This window comes from Pseudomonas ulcerans (assembly GCF_036324125.1).
Lineage (GTDB): Bacteria > Pseudomonadota > Gammaproteobacteria > Pseudomonadales > Pseudomonadaceae > Aquipseudomonas > Aquipseudomonas ulcerans.
The window spans coordinates 65,344-79,443 of sequence record NZ_JAZDQN010000021.1 but is presented as its reverse complement, the minus strand read 5'-3'; the positions used below and the strand labels follow the sequence as shown (position 1 = coordinate 79,443).

Annotated in this window: 11 protein-coding genes; 6 read left to right on the top strand and 5 right to left on the bottom strand. The window is 65.5% G+C overall.

Annotated elements, in window-relative coordinates; all coding sequences use genetic code 11:
• Positions 1 to 13 precede the first annotated feature (13 nt).
• The 3 genes from V0R59_RS18845 to tssB form a co-directional block, all read right to left on the bottom strand.
• A complete protein-coding gene (locus V0R59_RS18845) occupies positions 14 to 511 on the bottom strand; it encodes an Hcp family type VI secretion system effector (RefSeq protein ID WP_330075943.1) in 498 nt (165 codons plus the stop codon).
• Positions 512 to 589: 78 nt separating this feature from the next.
• Entirely contained in the window at positions 590 to 2,083 is a 1,494-nt protein-coding gene (tssC, locus tag V0R59_RS18840) for a type VI secretion system contractile sheath large subunit (RefSeq protein WP_330075944.1), read from the bottom strand.
• A gap of 58 nt (positions 2,084 to 2,141) precedes the next feature.
• On the bottom strand, positions 2,142 to 2,720 hold the full coding sequence (gene tssB / locus V0R59_RS18835; RefSeq protein WP_330075945.1) for a type VI secretion system contractile sheath small subunit: 579 nt from the start codon (positions 2,718 to 2,720) through the stop codon (positions 2,142 to 2,144).
• A gap of 202 nt (positions 2,721 to 2,922) precedes the next feature.
• Here tssB and V0R59_RS18830 point away from each other — a divergent pair, with 202 nt between their 5' ends.
• The 6 genes from V0R59_RS18830 (at position 2,923) to V0R59_RS18805 (ending at position 10,813) form a co-directional block, all read left to right on the top strand.
• On the top strand, positions 2,923 to 3,393 hold the full coding sequence (locus V0R59_RS18830; RefSeq protein WP_330075946.1) for a type VI secretion protein: 471 nt from the start codon (positions 2,923 to 2,925) through the stop codon (positions 3,391 to 3,393).
• A gap of 50 nt (positions 3,394 to 3,443) precedes the next feature.
• Positions 3,444 to 4,784, top strand: a complete 1,341-nt coding sequence (gene tssK / locus V0R59_RS18825) for a type VI secretion system baseplate subunit TssK (RefSeq protein WP_330075947.1) — start codon at positions 3,444 to 3,446, stop codon at positions 4,782 to 4,784.
• 16 nt (positions 4,785 to 4,800) lie between these two features.
• The gene (locus V0R59_RS18820; RefSeq protein ID WP_330075948.1) at positions 4,801 to 5,571 is read left to right on the top strand and encodes a DotU family type IV/VI secretion system protein; all 771 of its coding nucleotides are present in this window, start codon (positions 4,801 to 4,803) and stop codon (positions 5,569 to 5,571) included.
• Complete coding sequence (locus V0R59_RS18815) at positions 5,568 to 9,377, top strand: type VI secretion system protein (RefSeq protein ID WP_330075949.1); 3,810 nt, start codon at positions 5,568 to 5,570, stop codon at positions 9,375 to 9,377. Before V0R59_RS18820 ends, V0R59_RS18815 begins: the two co-directional genes overlap by 4 nt.
• Positions 9,374 to 10,468, top strand: coding sequence for a type VI secretion system protein TssA (tssA, locus tag V0R59_RS18810; RefSeq protein WP_330075950.1), 1,095 nt, complete (start codon positions 9,374 to 9,376; stop codon positions 10,466 to 10,468). The genes V0R59_RS18815 and tssA overlap by 4 nt, the downstream gene beginning before the upstream one ends.
• Before the next feature lie 141 nt (positions 10,469 to 10,609).
• Positions 10,610 to 10,813, top strand: coding sequence for a DUF1737 domain-containing protein (locus tag V0R59_RS18805; protein WP_330075951.1), 204 nt, complete (start codon positions 10,610 to 10,612; stop codon positions 10,811 to 10,813).
• Here the strand turns inward: V0R59_RS18805 and V0R59_RS18800 are convergent.
• Both V0R59_RS18800 and V0R59_RS18795 read right to left on the bottom strand, forming a co-directional pair.
• Complete coding sequence (locus V0R59_RS18800; RefSeq protein WP_330075952.1) at positions 10,803 to 11,432, bottom strand: LysE family translocator; 630 nt, start codon at positions 11,430 to 11,432, stop codon at positions 10,803 to 10,805. The two genes, V0R59_RS18805 and V0R59_RS18800, sit on opposite strands and share 11 nt — an antisense overlap.
• Positions 11,433 to 11,620: 188 nt before the next feature.
• On the bottom strand, positions 11,621 to 14,062 hold the full coding sequence (locus V0R59_RS18795; RefSeq protein WP_330075953.1) for a TonB-dependent siderophore receptor: 2,442 nt from the start codon (positions 14,060 to 14,062) through the stop codon (positions 11,621 to 11,623).
• Positions 14,063 to 14,100 lie beyond the last annotated feature (38 nt).

The following is a 14,100-nucleotide window of genomic DNA, read 5'->3' as shown; positions in this document are numbered from 1 at the left end:
TCTAGCCGCGACCTCAGCTGCCAGCCTTGTTCAGGGTCATGTCCCAGCTGGTGCCGGCCACGCCCTCTTTGCTGCCGTCGTCTTTCTGCGTGGTCAGTTCCCATTTGATCTTGGTGAAGTTCAGCGACATGGTTTCCACCGGCTTGCCACCGGTACCGCCGCTGACGCTCAGGTTGGACAGGATCACGTTGTCCAGGGTGTAGACGATGAACGGCAGGATCTGCCCGTTGCTCTCGGCGGCGTTGCGGCCGATGGTGATCTTGGCCTGCGGGATCGCCTTGCCGGAGACGCAGTACTGGTTGAGGTTGGGGGTGGAGGTGTCGATGAACTTGGTCAGGGTGAATTCGCCAACGAATGGCTTGCCCGAGGTCCGCTCGGTGTTGCTGACGTCGTTGGTCACCTGCATGGCGACGCTATGGCTGTAGGACATGATCTCGATCTTGTCCTTGAAGCCCTCGAGCAGCGAGTCGCCTTTGATGTCGTCGCCCAGGTCCAGAATGATCGCATCCATCGCTTGAAGCTCCTGCAGTCAGAAAAATTGGCAAAAGAAGGTAGGCGACTCCCGCGGGCGTACCCGCGGGAGCCAGGGTCAGGCAGCGGCCGGCGGCGGCAGGGTGGCTACCAGGCGGATCGAAGCGGTCAGCTCTTCCAGCTGGAAGTGCGGACGCAGGAACACCGTGGCGCGGTAGGCGCCCGGCTTGCCGGCGACTTCGGAGACGTCGATGCGGGCTTCGCGCAGCGGGTACTGGGCCTTGATTTCCTGTGGCGCGTTGTCGTTGACCAGGACGTAGTCGGCGATCCAGTTGTTCAGGTAGGTCTGCACGTTGTCGCGGGTCATGAAGCTGCCCACCTTGTCGCGCATGATCACCTTCAGGTAGTGGGCGAAGCGCGACGAGGCCAGCACGTACGGCAGCATCGAGGAGATCCGCGCGTTGGCGTTGGCCTCGTTGGTGTTGTAGGTACGGGGCTTGTTGGTGGTCTGGCCGCCGAAGAACACGGCGGTGCCGGTGTTTTTCTTGTGGCACAGGGAAATGAAGCCGAGGTCGTTCAGTTCCTTCTCGCGGCGGTCGGTGATCGCCACTTCGGTCGGGCACTTCAGGGCCAGGTCGCCGGAGAGGGTCTTGAAGGTGTGTTGCGGCAGGTTGGTCAGCGCGCCGCCACTCTCGGCACCGCGGATCGCCGCACCCCAGCCGTACTTGGCGTAGGCGTCGGTGATGCGCTGGGCCAGGGCCCAGGCGGCGTTGCCCCACAGGTATTGCTTGCCATCCGGGCTGCCGACCTGCTCGGTGAACTCCATGCCTTCCACCGGCAGGGTGTCCGGGCCATAGGGCAGGCGCAGGAGGAAGCGTGGCAGCACCAGCGACACGTAGCGCGAATCCTCGGTCTCGCGGAAGTCGCGCCATGGGCCCAGTTCCAGGCTTTCGAAGACCTTCGCCAGGTCCTTCGGCACCGCCAGGTCGTTGAACTGCTTCATGTCGAACAGCAGCGGGCTGGCCGCGGCGATGAACGGCGCGTGAGCGGCTGCGGCGACTTCGGAAATCTTGCGCAGCAGCTTGATGTCTTGCGGGTGGCGGCCGAAGAAGTAGTCGCCGACCAGCACGCTGAACGGATAGCCGCCGAAGGTGCCGTATTCCTCTTCGTAGATCTTCTTGAACAGGACGGTCTGGTCGAAGTCGACGGCGCGGGTCAGGTCCTTGTTCAGCTCGTTCTGCGAGACGTTGAGCAGGCGCAGTTTCAGGCGGGTGCTGGTCTCGGTGTTGCTGACCAGCATGTGCAGGCCGCGCCAGGACGCTTCGAGCTTCTGGAAGCCTTCGTCGTGGAGGATCTCGTTGAGCTGGTTGCCGATCAGCGTGTCGATCTCGCTGATGCGGTGGTTGATCAGGGCGCGGGTGTCAGGATCCTGGCCCTGGCTGACGGTAAGAGCCTTTTCGAGCACCTGGCTGGCGAACTCGGCGATCATTTCCTGGGCATAGTCGCGCTGACTTTCGTCATGGACGATCTGGCCTTCCTGGATGATCTTTTCGAGCAGGGTCAGGGTCTGGGTACTGCCTTCGCTTTGATTCTCGGTGCTGGACGCGGGCATGGTGGAGTCTCCGGAAACAGGGGGCATGAACGGGCGGGCGAATCAGACGGCAGACCGGTTACTCGGTCTTGGTCTCCGGGGTCTCGCCGGCGTCCGCTGCATCTTTCTTGTCATCGGTGGCGGCGTCCTGCTTGGCGACGCTGGCGCCGGAGCGGGCGGCCTTGATCGCTTCGAGGTCCTTGTCGGTGCTGGCCAGGACTTCCTTGAGCAGTTCGTCGAGCTTGTCGTTGCCGTCCAGCTTGGTCAGCAGGTCGCGCAGGCGCTCGCGGGCCTCGAACAGCACCTTGAGGGCGTCGACTTGCTTGACCAGGTTGACCGGGTCGAAGTCTTCGATCGACTTGAAGTCGAGCTTGGCGCTGAGGGTGCCGCCGTCCTTGGCCAGGGTGTTCTTGACGTTGACGGTGACGGCGGGGTTGATCGAGGCGAGGACGGTGTCGAAGTTGTCGCTGTCGATCTCGACGAAACGGCGCTCGTTGAGCTTGTGCGGGTTGGGCTGGGAACCGGACAGGTCGGCGAGGATGCCAACCACCAGCGGCAGTTCCTTTTTCTCGATGGCGTTACCGGTTTCTACGTCATAAGTGATCTGCACGCGAGGCGGGCGAACCCGGTCCAGCTTGTGCTGAGTACTCTCTTGCATAGTGGCGAACTCCGATGCAGAAGGCGGGCGCAATGCAACGGTTTCCCACTGATCGCATTCCCTTGCTTAGACCGCGGAGCGGACACACTCGCGTTGGAGGATCCTGTCTTTCCGCAATCACCTCAATTCGTCATGGTGGCGAATTGGCATGGATGCTATAACAGGCATGCCGAAATGCAAATAAAACTTTTATCGGATCATCATGAGTCTTAAAAAGTTCATATTTTTCAGGATGTTGGTGGTACTTTTAAGCGTTGCCAACATCGCCGGCTGCTCATTGTTTGGATCCAAGGTTAGTGTCGATGGAGTTACGCTCGATGTTGCTTTGCGTGCAAACGATGACTCGCCCATCGCGGTGGATTTTATTGCGGTCAACGATGTTGATTTGCTTGCAAAGTTGTCTGGACTGACAGCAAAACAATGGTTTGCAAGTCGTGAACAATACCAGCGTGATTTTCGTCAATATCTGCACGTTTGGGGACTTGAGCTAGTTCCCGGGCAGTTGATTGAATCGTCAACTTTCCCGCTGGATGGAAAACCTTCGGTGGGCCTGTTGGCCTTTGCCAATTATCAAAGTCCGGGTGCACATCGTTTGCGTCTGGAAGATCAACGCAGTTTGCGCCTGAAATTCGATGCACGGGAAATGACCCTGCTGGACCAGAACATTCGCTGAGGCGCCGCGCGCCCGGCCATTACGCAAAACACAGGATGTCAAGGGAACCTATGAGCGTGCGACCTGATGTGGTCTGCTGGTACGAAGGCATGCAGCTGCTGCCCCAGCATTTTCAGTTGCAGGGGCTGCGGGCCGAGGCCATGGCGGCCCACCTGGCCCAGGCCGCCAACCCCTGGTACTGGGGCGTTTCCCGCCTGTCCGTGGAAAAGCCCGCGCTGGTCGCCGGCAAGCTGCGGGTGCAGAGCCTTGAGGCGACCTTGCCCGACGGCATGCCGATCAGCATCGAGCCGGGGCAGGGCGCCCTGGCCGAGCTGGACATCGCCGAGGCGGTGGCAGCCTCCGGTTCTTCCACGGTGACCGTCTACCTGGCGGTCAATCCGCTCTGGCAGGGCCAGCGCCTGCGCAGCCTCGAAGGGCGCTGGCGCTCGGCGCAGAGCGAACCGATGCCCAACCTTGACAACCGCCTCGACGAAGAAGCCATCATCGTGTGGAAACCCAGCCCGCGCCTGGTCACCGATGCCGACAAGGCCGACACCGTGTGCCTGCCGCTGCTGCGGGTGCGCAAGGACGACGGTGGCTACAGGATGCTCGACGACTTCATCGCGCCGACCCCGCGCATCCTGCCCGAGTCGCCCCTGGGCCAGCGGATCTTCCAGCTCTGCGCGATGATCCGCGAGAAATGCGTGTTCCTCGGCGCGCGCCTGCGCGATGTGCAACTGGATGGCGATCCCACCGCTGCACTGGAGCTGCGTCGGCAGTCCTCGGCGCTGTGGGCGCGCCTGCCGGAAGTGGAGGGCGCGTTGAACAGTCGCATCGCCACCCCGCAAGGCCTGTACGGCCTGCTGCTGGGCATGGCCGGGAGCTGGTCGGTGCTCGACCCGATCAAGGGCGTGCCGGCCTTCGCACCGCTGGACTTCCTCGACCTGTACCGCGGCTACGACGAGGTGCTGCGCTGGATGGAACAGTTGCTGGGCAAGCTGCGCCTGGGCTTTCGCAGCCAGCCGTTCGAGCAGAAGGGCAACGTCTACGAGATCCAGCTGCCGTCCCGCGAGAGCAGCCAGACACTGGTCATCGGCCTGCGCATGCCGGCCGGCTCGCCGGAGCAGGACGCCAGCCTGTGGCTGAACCGCACCATCATCGCCTCCGCCGCTCATGTCCCGGAACTGGCGCGCCAGCGCAGCCCGGGCCTGGCGCAGAGCGCCATGAGCCGCAAGGACCAGGTGGCCTATGGCGTCGGCGACGATACCCGCCTGTTCGTCATCGAGGCGAACGGCAAGTCCTTCGATCCCCAACTGCCGCTGCAGATCGTTTCCGCGGGTGCCGGAGAGACCTTCCGGCCCTGGCAGATCGTCCTGCTGATCGACGACAACCACGAAGAACAAGACGCCTGACACGGTAGGGAAGCCTATGCCAGAAGGGATTGCCGTTTCGCGATTTCGCGGCGTGCAGGATGCTCCGTTGACCCGGGCCTTTCGCGAGGCCTGGCAGGAATGGTCGCAAGCCTGGGACGAGCTGGACAAGCGCGTCGAGGACAGCGAAAAGCTGATCGACCAAGTGGTCGAACTGTCCACCGGCGCCACCCGGCGCCTGTGGCGCGCGGCCTTTGCCAGCGTCGGCGACTCGGCGCCGCTGCAGGTCAAGTCGATGGTCTACGCCTTCGTCGCCCTGGTCGACGAGACCCTGCTGTTCGCCGACTGGCCGGGCCAGCCGGCCTGGCAGGAGCGGCCGCTGGAACTGCGCCTGTATTCCAGCCGCCAGGCCGGCGACCGCCTGCCGGTGGAGATCAAGCGCCTGCTGGACGAGCAGGCGCCCACCAGCCAGGACCTGGGCAATGTCTACCTGCTGTGCATGATCCTCGGTTTCCATGGCCGCCTGCGCGGCCCCGGCGGCGAGGCGCTGCACGCCAAGTGGCGCCACGCGCTGTTCAATTTCACCCGCCAGCGCGACCCGGACTACGGCAATGTCAGCGCCTTGCTGGCGGAGCCCGCCAGCGTCCAGCCGCAGCAACTGCCGGTGCGTGAATCGATGGGCGACGGCCTGCGCCTGACCCTGCTGATCGTCGGCGTGAGCCTGCTGCTGGTCGGCGTCGGCCATCTGTTCTGGCGTGATATCGGCCAGGAGCTGTCGCCGGTGCTGCACCTGGCTACGCCGTACCAGACCCAGGAGCCGACTTCATGAGCCTGTCCGTGATCGGCTGGGTGGCCGGCATCCTCGTTCTGCTGCTGTTGGTCGTGCTGCTGGTGCTGTGGTTGCGCAACCGCAACGGCGCGGCGGTGCGCAGCTTCTACCTGGCGGTGCGGCAGATGGAGCACGAGCAGGGCGTCAGCGATCGCTACCAGGCGCCCTGGTTGCTGATGCTCGGCGACGAGGTCGAAGGCAAGCGCCTGTGCGCCAGCTGGAACCTCAATCCGGTGGACAAGCCGGCCTGGTTCGGCCGCTGGTGGTCCGACCCGAGCGGCGCCGTGCTGGTGGTGCCGCAGGCGCTGTTCATGCCCGGCGAGGGGATGAAGCAGGCCAGTGGCTGGTGGAACCTGATCGGCCTGCTCCTGCGCCTGCGCGCGCGGCGGCCGCTGGACGGCGTGGTCTGGACCATCGCCGCCGCCGACCTGCTCGACGCCGACCGCGCCGCCACCCTGGGCCTGGACGCCCGGCGGCGCTTCATCGACCTGCTGCAACGCCTGGGCATCAGCCTGCCGGTGTACGTGGTCATCACCGGCATGGACGAAGTGCCGGGCTTCCAGGAACTGGCCCGGGCCTTGCCGGAAGAAGCGCGCAAGCAGGTGCTCGGCTGGTCGTCGCCTTACACGGCGGATGCCGCCTGGCAGTCGCAGTGGACCGACGACGCCCTGGACCGGATCATCCATGCCCTGTCCGAGGCCATCGTGCAGATGGGCACCCTGGCCGGGCAACTGAACGGCGACCTGGACGCGCTGCCGGCCCGCTTCGAGGCCATGCGCCGCAACCTGCAGATGCTCCTGTGGCCGGTGTTCCAGGGCAATACCCATGGTGAGGCGGCGGCGCTGCGCGGCCTGTACTTCACCGGCGCCCAGGCCTTGCCGGGCGGGAGCGACGTGCTCAGCGCGCTGGACCAGGCGCCCGTGCAGAACGTCTTCGCCCAGGGCCTGTGGCAGCAGCGCATCAATGCCGAGCGCGGCCTGGCCCGGCCGATCCCGCGCCTGCTGCAACTGCGCCAGCGCTGGCAGCGCGTGACGGCGATCAGCGCCGCCGTGGTCGGGGTGATCTGGGCCATCGCCATGGTCTGGGTCTGGCGCGACTCGCTGCGCGATGCTGGCGAGCTGGCGCGGCTGCTGCAGAACGCACAGAACGAGTACATCACCATCAGCGATGACAACCATCGCCAGGAGCTGACCCGGCACAACGTGCAGAGCTTCTGGACCGTGCTGGAGCGCGCGCCGCGCTGGCACTTCACCTCGCTGGCCTATCCGACCTCGTGGTTCTCGTCGCTGGACGAGCAGATGGACCAGGTGCTCCAGCACACCTCCATGAGCCACATGCGCCAGCCGATCCATGACCTGTTGCAGGCCGAGCTGCGCGATGTCCTGGCGATCGCCGAGACCACCCGCCGCGGCAGTGCCCCGCAAGGCGGCGATCCGGCGCAATGGCCGAGCTACCTCAAGGCCCGCGAGCTGGTGCGCAAGGTGCTGCGCCTGGAGCAGGCCGCAAGCCTGTACGCCCAGGCCCAGGCCAACCAGAAGACGCCGCTGGACCAGCTCATTCCGCTGAGCAACCAGACCCTGGAGATGAACCTGAATGCCGGCACCCTGCCCAACGAGAAGTACTACAACCGCCTGCTGGTGAACCAGGGCATCAGCCCGCTCAAGCCGCTGGACCTGTCGATCTACCGGAGCACCCTGCAGGGCAACTTCAACCAGCTGATGGAAAACTGGCTGGGGCACTACTTCCGTACCGACGGCTACGTGGCCTCGGCGGGCTACCTGCGCCTGTACCTGGAACGCCTGGAGAACGGCTCGGCGCAGACCCTGCCGGAACTGGAGCATATCGATGCGCTGATCGAGGACCTGCAGGCCTCCATCGACCTCACCAACGCCACCTGGAGTCGCGGCAAGGGCCAGGACCTGGTGGCCGGCTACGGCGACCTGCTGGACAAGATCCGCCAGAGCAAGCTGCTCGGCCCGGCGGTGGCCGAGGAAACCGAGCGCCTGGCCGAGCAGATGCAGTACAGCTTCAAGGAACAGTGGGTCGCCCAGGGCGTGTCGGGCAAGAGCCTGCTGGTGCAGAGCAGCACCGGGCAACTGGCGCTGCAGGAGCGCATCGGCCACCTCAAGAGCGCGATCAACCTGTTGCTCAAGCGCGACTTCGTCGCCCGTGCGCTACGCGAGGACTCGGTGGGCGACTCGGGGCAACTGACCCATGTCGATGGCGAGGGCCTGCGCCTGGCGCAGAGCTACTACGACAGCTACAAGCTGTATGCCCATGAGTCGCTCTCGGGCATTCCACCGGCCTACCGCAATGCCTTGCTCAAGACGGCGGAGAACACGGCGGGAGACGCCATGTGGGCCAGCCTCAACCGCCAGACCCCGGAAAGCGAGATGGTCTCCGCGCCGAGCTTCCAGGTGCGCACTGACCAGGCCCTGGCGGTGCACCGCGCCCTGGTCCAGTTGCAGCGCCCGGACCTGGCCAGCGGCTTGCAAAGCGCGCTGAACCAGAGCGCCCTGGCGGATCTCTCCCAGGCCATCGACGAGATCTACCAGCAGCCGGTGTTCCGTGACCGCGCCGACATCAACCAGTGGGACGGCTCCAAGGAGTTCGGCCTGCGCCTGTTCCGCGCTGTGGATGTGCAGGACCTGAAGGCCAGCCTGGAGCAGCAGTTCGCCGTGATCACCGCGATCACCGAGCAGTCGGCGCCGGCCAAGGAGTGGCTGATGACCCAGTTGCCGAGCCTCAACCTCACCGAGTCGGAGCTGGTCGGCCGCTTCAATTCTCTGGGCGAGGAAATGGTCAAGTACAAGGCGCAGAACCCGTCCAGCTCGCCGGCGCTGATCACCCAGTTGATCGTCCGTGACTTCAACGACATGGACCAGGGCAGCTGCGTGAAGATCCTCAGCTCGGCCAGCGCGCCACGGGCCACCGGGCAACTGACCCAGCGCTGGACCAGTCTGCAGCAGGCCGCCATGCAGCGTTGCCAGTACCTCCAGCGCCAGGCGGTGTCCACGGCCTGGAACGAGCTGGCCGGGTATTTCAACCAGTACCTGGCCAACCGTTTCCCGTTCAGCACCGACCTGCATGCGCCGGATGCCGATCCGGCGCGGGTGCAGTACTTCCTGACCCTGATCGACAACCGCCTGGCCCAGGCCCGCGACGGCCTGGGCCTGCTGTCGCTGCGCGAGCGCGCTGCGGCCAGCGAGTTCCTCGACCGCCTGGCCCTGGCGCGGCCGTGGCTGGGGGCCATGCTGGTGCGGGACAAGGCCGGACTGTCCGGCATCGACATGGAAGTCGCCTGGCGCACCGATCGCGACAGCGAGCGCGGCGCCGACCAGGTGATCGCCTGGACCCTCGGTGCCGGCAACCGCGAGATCGTCTACCCGGGCGAGGACCAGGTGCTGCACTGGAGCGTCGGCCAACCGCTGAGCCTGCGCCTGCGCTGGGCCCGCGACGGCACCCAGCGCCCCGTCAACGACCCGGTGCAGCAGCAACTGCATGTCAGCGGCCTGGAAGCCGAGTGGCAGTACGAGGGCCCGTGGGCGCTGCTGCGCATGATCGCCGCCCACAGCTCGATGCTGCGCCAGCCCAACGTCGACTACACCGAGTTCCCGCTGAGCCTGGCCGTACCGGTGCACGCCCAGCCCGAGGAAGACAACCAGACCCAGATGTTCCTGCGCCTGTCGCTGATGAGCCAGGGCGGCAAGGCGCCCTTGTCGCTGCCACCGTTGCCGGTGCAGGCGCCACTTTCACCCTTCGGTTACGCACCGCGTTCCGTTGCTGATTCAGGAGATTACCCATGACCACACCCGGCTTTTCCCAGCGGGTCAGCCAATTGCTGGAGCCGATTTCCGGGGAACTGCCCTGCGGCAAGAGCATGCGCTATGACGCCGTCTTCGACCGTCTCGAAGACCTGCGCCGCGAGGACGACACCAGCCTGCCCACCGGCGTCTGGTCCACCAACGAGGTCAAGCGCGCCAACTGGAGCGGGGTGGAAGCCCTGGCCACCGACGTCCTGCGCACGCGCAGCAAGGAACTGATGGTCGCCATCTGGCTGGGCGAGGCCTGGCTGCACCGCGAAGGGCTCAAGGGCATCGTCGATGCCCTGGCCCTGGTCGGCGGGTTGTGCGAGCGCTTCCCCGATGACCTCCACCCGCAGGCCGAGGACGGCGACCTGTCCTGGCGTGCTGCGCCGCTGGAATGGATGGCCCGGCGTTACGAAACCGTCCTCCAGACCCGCCTGCCGCTGTTCCCCGAGACGCCACCGGAGCTGGACGGTTTCAGCCTGCATCAGTGGCAGCAGATGAAGCGACGGCAGGTGCCGGTCAACGACAGCAAGCCGGCCAAGGTCGCCGCCGAGGCGGCGCAGGCCTTGCAGAAGAGCGTCACCGATCTGGCGCGCAATACCCCGGTGGGCTGGTGGTTGCAGGGGGTGAAGACCATCGCCACCGCCCAGGCGCAACTGGTGCTGCTGGATGGCTGGTGCGACCGTCATCTGGGCGACGAGGCGCCGAGTTTCACCAACCTGAAACGCATGCTGCAGACGCTGGAAGAAGCCTTGCGCGAGTTCATCGCCCTGCATCCGCCGCAACTGCTGCCGGATGAGCCCGAAGAGCCGCAAGCGCAATCGCAACAGGAGCAGATTCCGATGAACACCCCCGCAGCGGTGGAAAGCCGCCAGCCCTTCGTCGAACCGCGCACCCGCGACGAGGCCTACCGCCAGTTGCTGGTGATCGCCGACTACCTGGCCCGTACCGAGCCGCACAGTCCGGTGCCGTACCTGATCCGCCGTGGCGTGGAGTGGGGCAACAAGCCGCTGCGCGACCTGCTGGCGGAATTGATCGAATCCGATGCCGAAGCGCGGCGGTTGTGGACTTTGCTGGGGGTGCTGTAGGCAGTCCAGGTAGGAGCTGCGTCAGCTGCGAAGGACCGCGCAAGCGGTCCCGAACCCATCCGTGCCGCACATGCGCAATGACGACACATCCTCGGCTATGATCCCCACCCTCTGCCTCATCTCCAGCAAGGACCCCCTCCCATGAGCGCCACCACCCCTGACGGCCTGCCGATCTATCGCCTGATCACCGGCAAGGACGATGCCGCCTTCTGCAAGCGCATTTCCGAACTGCTCGCCCAGGGCTATGCGCTGCATGGCTCGCCGAGCCTGACCTACGATCCCGCGCAGAACAGCGTGATCGCCGGGCAGGCGGTGATCTGGGTGGGGCCGAAGGTCAGCGACTGAAGATCCGCTGCACCCCCAGCGCCACCAGTGCGCCGCCGGCACACCCATTGATCCAGCGTTCGATGCGCAAGTACAGGCCGCGCAGCCGCGAGGTGCCGAAGACCATGCCCAGGGCCACGTGCCAACCGAACGACAGCACGCCGATCAGCACCACGGTGACGCCGTAGAACCACAGCGGCGGATTGCTCGGGAAGATCGCGGCGAAGGCGCTGGTCCAGAAGGCGGCACCCTTGGGGTTGGTCACGCAGGTCAGCAGGCCGGTGCGGAAGGCGGCCAGGCGCGAACCGTCCAGTTGCGGTTGCTCGGGGGTGGCGCTGCGTGGCGCGGGCTTGAAGGCCGACCACAGCAGGCGTCCGCCATACCAGACCAGGTAGCTGGCGCCGAGCAGGCGCACCGCCGAGGACAGCCACGGGTGTTGTGACAGCAGCGTGGCCAGGCCTGCGATCGAGACGATGACCCAGAACACCGAGCCAGTACCGATGCCGAAGGCCACGTAGCGCGCGTCGCGGCGGCGCTGGGCCAGGGCCATCTGGCTGAGGATGAAGAAGTTAGGGCCAGGGCTGGCGAGGACCGCCAGGTAGATGCCGGTGATCAGCAGCAGGGAATAGAGGTAGGTCATGGCAGGACCGGGGTGGGCAGGGGAGAGGGTTCCATAGTGCCCAAATCCCGGGGGCGATGGAACGGGTGCAGCCCGCGATGAGCATGGGCCACGCAGACCCTGTGGGAGCGCATCACTTGACCGAGATGTAACTACCTATGCTGCGATGAAGCTGGATCTGGCGACACAATCGCCAGATCCGTTGTCCATCAGAACTCCCCGCGCAAGCTCAGCATGTAGTTGCGTGGCTCGCCATACAGGTTGACCCGGTCCAGCCCGTCCGCGGCCACGTAGTACTTGCGGTCGGCGAGGTTTTCCCCGACCAGGCTGACGGTCCAGTGCTCGTCGAGGGCGTAGGCGATCCGGGCATCCCAGATGGCCCGGCCGGCAGCGCCGTAATGGGTGCCATCGTCGAGCTTGTTGACATACCCCGATTGCGCCTGCACCCCGGCACCCACCGTCACCTGCTTCCACTCGCCCGGCAAGGTGTAGCGGGTAGAGAGCTTGGCCAGGTGCTTCGGCGTTTCGGTCGACAGCGCCTCGCTGCCGGAGCTGGCCGTCAGGTTGTAGGTGTAGCCCCCGAACACCTGCAGCCCCGGCAACAGCTCGCCGCTGGCCTCGACATCGAAGCCCTTGCTGCGTTTGACCACGCCGCTCAGCCAGCAGGAACTGTTGGCATTCTGCCGGCAGATGTGGTCCTCGTCAGGGTCGAAGTAGAAGGCGTCCTCCTGCTTGATGTAGAACAGCGCCACGGACAGGTTCAGTGCCTTGTCGAACAGCTCGCCCTTGATCCCCGTCTCGTAGTTGGTGCCCACGGCCGGCTTCAGCGGCGCGCCGGTGTAGTCCACGTAGTTGCTTTGCGGCATGAAGATATCGGCGTAGCTGGCGTACCACGACCAGTCCTGGCTGAAGTCGTAGATCAACCCGGCGAACGGGGTGACCTGGCCGGTTTCCTTCGAGTCGTAGTCGGGGGCGTCGTCGAGCTTGTACTTGAAGGCGTAGTCATACCAGCTGACCCGGCCACCGAGCACCAGGGTCAGGGGCTCCGCCAGCTTCAGTCGGGCGTTGGCGTAGAGGCCGTAGCGTTCGTCGTCCAGCTTGTTGTTGGATATCCAGTCCGGGCGCTCCGGCTTGGCGATGGCGTGGTGGTCCGGGTCGAAGACATCGACCGGAATCCACGGGTCCAGGTAGATATCCGCCGCCCGGTCCTTGATCCGCTGGCGCGACCAGTTGGCGCCCACGGTGATCTGGTGGGTCAGGCCGAAGGCTTCGAAGCTGCCGTCCACGTGGCTGTCCACGCCATTGCTGTCGATCCCCACGCGGCGGAACTCGATGCCGCGAAAGGCCGAACCGCTGTTGGTGGCCGGATTTATGGAGCCACGGGCAAAGGCCATGGCCTGGTCCACGGTGCCCAGCGAGTGGGTGACCGAGGTGGTGCTGCTCCAGTTGTCGTTGAAGCGGTGGTCCAGTTCGACGAAGACCTCGTCCATCTTGCTGTTGTGGCTGTTCCAGTCCTGCACCAGCGCCGTGGAACGCGGCAGGTCGAGGGAGTTGCCGTTGCTGTAGCGCGGCAGGCCGAAGATCGAGTAGCCATTGATATCGCCGGTCTGGTGGCGAAGGCTGGCGGTGACCGTGGTGTCGTCGCTCAGGTCTGCTTCGATCACCCCATACAGCAACGGCGTGCGCGATTCGTACTGATCCAGGTAAGAGTGGCGGTCTTCATAGGCGGCGACGAAGCGTCCGCGCAGCGTGCCGCTGTCGTTCAGCTTGCCGCTGCCATCGAGGTCCCCCCGGTAGTTGTCCCAGCTGCCGGCGCGGGCGGTGACGGAGAAACGCGGTTCCGCAGTCGGGCGCTTGCGCACCAGGTTGACCGCGCCACCCGGGTTGCCGGCTCCCACCAGCAGGCCGCTGGCGCCGCGCAGCACTTCGACGCGGTCATAGACCGCCATGTCCGGCGGCAGCCAGCCGGTCACGGTATAGGCCTGCCCTGGCACGCCATCCATCAGGTAGCTTTCCTCCCCCAGCACGAAGCCGCGGGACTGGAACACGTGGGCGCCGTAGTTGCGCTGGCTGAAGGTGATCCCTGGGGTCTTGCTCATGACCTTGTCGAGGCTGTTGAGGTTCTTGTCGTCCATCAACTGGCGGGTCATCACCGTCACCGATTGCGGGGTCTCGCGCAGGCTCTGGGTCGACTTGCCGATGGTCACGCCTGCGGTGGCGTACGAGCGGGTGCCTTCGGTGGTGGTGCCCAGGCCGGCGGCATTGACGCTGGTGGCGCCCAACTCGACCGCACCTTCACCACCGCGCGGCAGCAGCACGTAGTCGCCATTGCTGCTGCGCAGCACCTGCAGCTGATTGCCGCGCAGCAGGCGGGCGAAACCTTCCTCGATGGAGTAGCTGCCTTGCAGGCCCGGGCTGCGCTTGTCCTGGGTCAGGCGGGCATCGAACGACAGCACCACCCCGGCATCGCTGGCGAAGCGGCTGAGCACCGCGCCCAGCGGGCCGGCGGCGATGACGTAGTTGCGTTGCTGTTCCTCGGCACGGGCCTGGCCCGCTGTGGTCAGCGGCTGGATCAGACCGGTCTGCAAGCCCAGCGCGGCGCCGAGCAAGGCGATGGCCAGGGGTTTGCGGGGAAAGGCGTGGTGTTGCATGAACAGCTCCTTCAAGTGCAATGACGGCGATTTGAAGG

Excerpts from the sequence above, each read along its gene's own strand:
- V0R59_RS18830 (WP_330075946.1), top strand. The coding sequence starts at position 2,923 with ATGAGTCTTAAAAAGTTCATATTTTTCAGGATGTTGGTGGTACTTTTA.
- V0R59_RS18845 (WP_330075943.1), bottom strand. The coding sequence starts at position 511 with ATGGATGCGATCATTCTGGACCTGGGCGACGACATCAAAGGCGACTCG.
- V0R59_RS18805 (WP_330075951.1), top strand. The coding sequence starts at position 10,610 with ATGAGCGCCACCACCCCTGACGGCCTGCCGATCTATCGCCTGATCACC.
- V0R59_RS18815 (WP_330075949.1), top strand. The coding sequence starts at position 5,568 with ATGAGCCTGTCCGTGATCGGCTGGGTGGCCGGCATCCTCGTTCTGCTG.
- tssK (WP_330075947.1), top strand. The coding sequence starts at position 3,444 with ATGAGCGTGCGACCTGATGTGGTCTGCTGGTACGAAGGCATGCAGCTG.
- V0R59_RS18820 (WP_330075948.1), top strand. The coding sequence starts at position 4,801 with ATGCCAGAAGGGATTGCCGTTTCGCGATTTCGCGGCGTGCAGGATGCT.
- tssA (WP_330075950.1), top strand. The coding sequence starts at position 9,374 with ATGACCACACCCGGCTTTTCCCAGCGGGTCAGCCAATTGCTGGAGCCG.
- V0R59_RS18800 (WP_330075952.1), bottom strand. The coding sequence starts at position 11,432 with ATGACCTACCTCTATTCCCTGCTGCTGATCACCGGCATCTACCTGGCG.
- tssC (WP_330075944.1), bottom strand. The coding sequence starts at position 2,083 with ATGCCCGCGTCCAGCACCGAGAATCAAAGCGAAGGCAGTACCCAGACC.
- tssB (WP_330075945.1), bottom strand. The coding sequence starts at position 2,720 with ATGCAAGAGAGTACTCAGCACAAGCTGGACCGGGTTCGCCCGCCTCGC.
- V0R59_RS18795 (WP_330075953.1), bottom strand. The coding sequence starts at position 14,062 with ATGCAACACCACGCCTTTCCCCGCAAACCCCTGGCCATCGCCTTGCTC.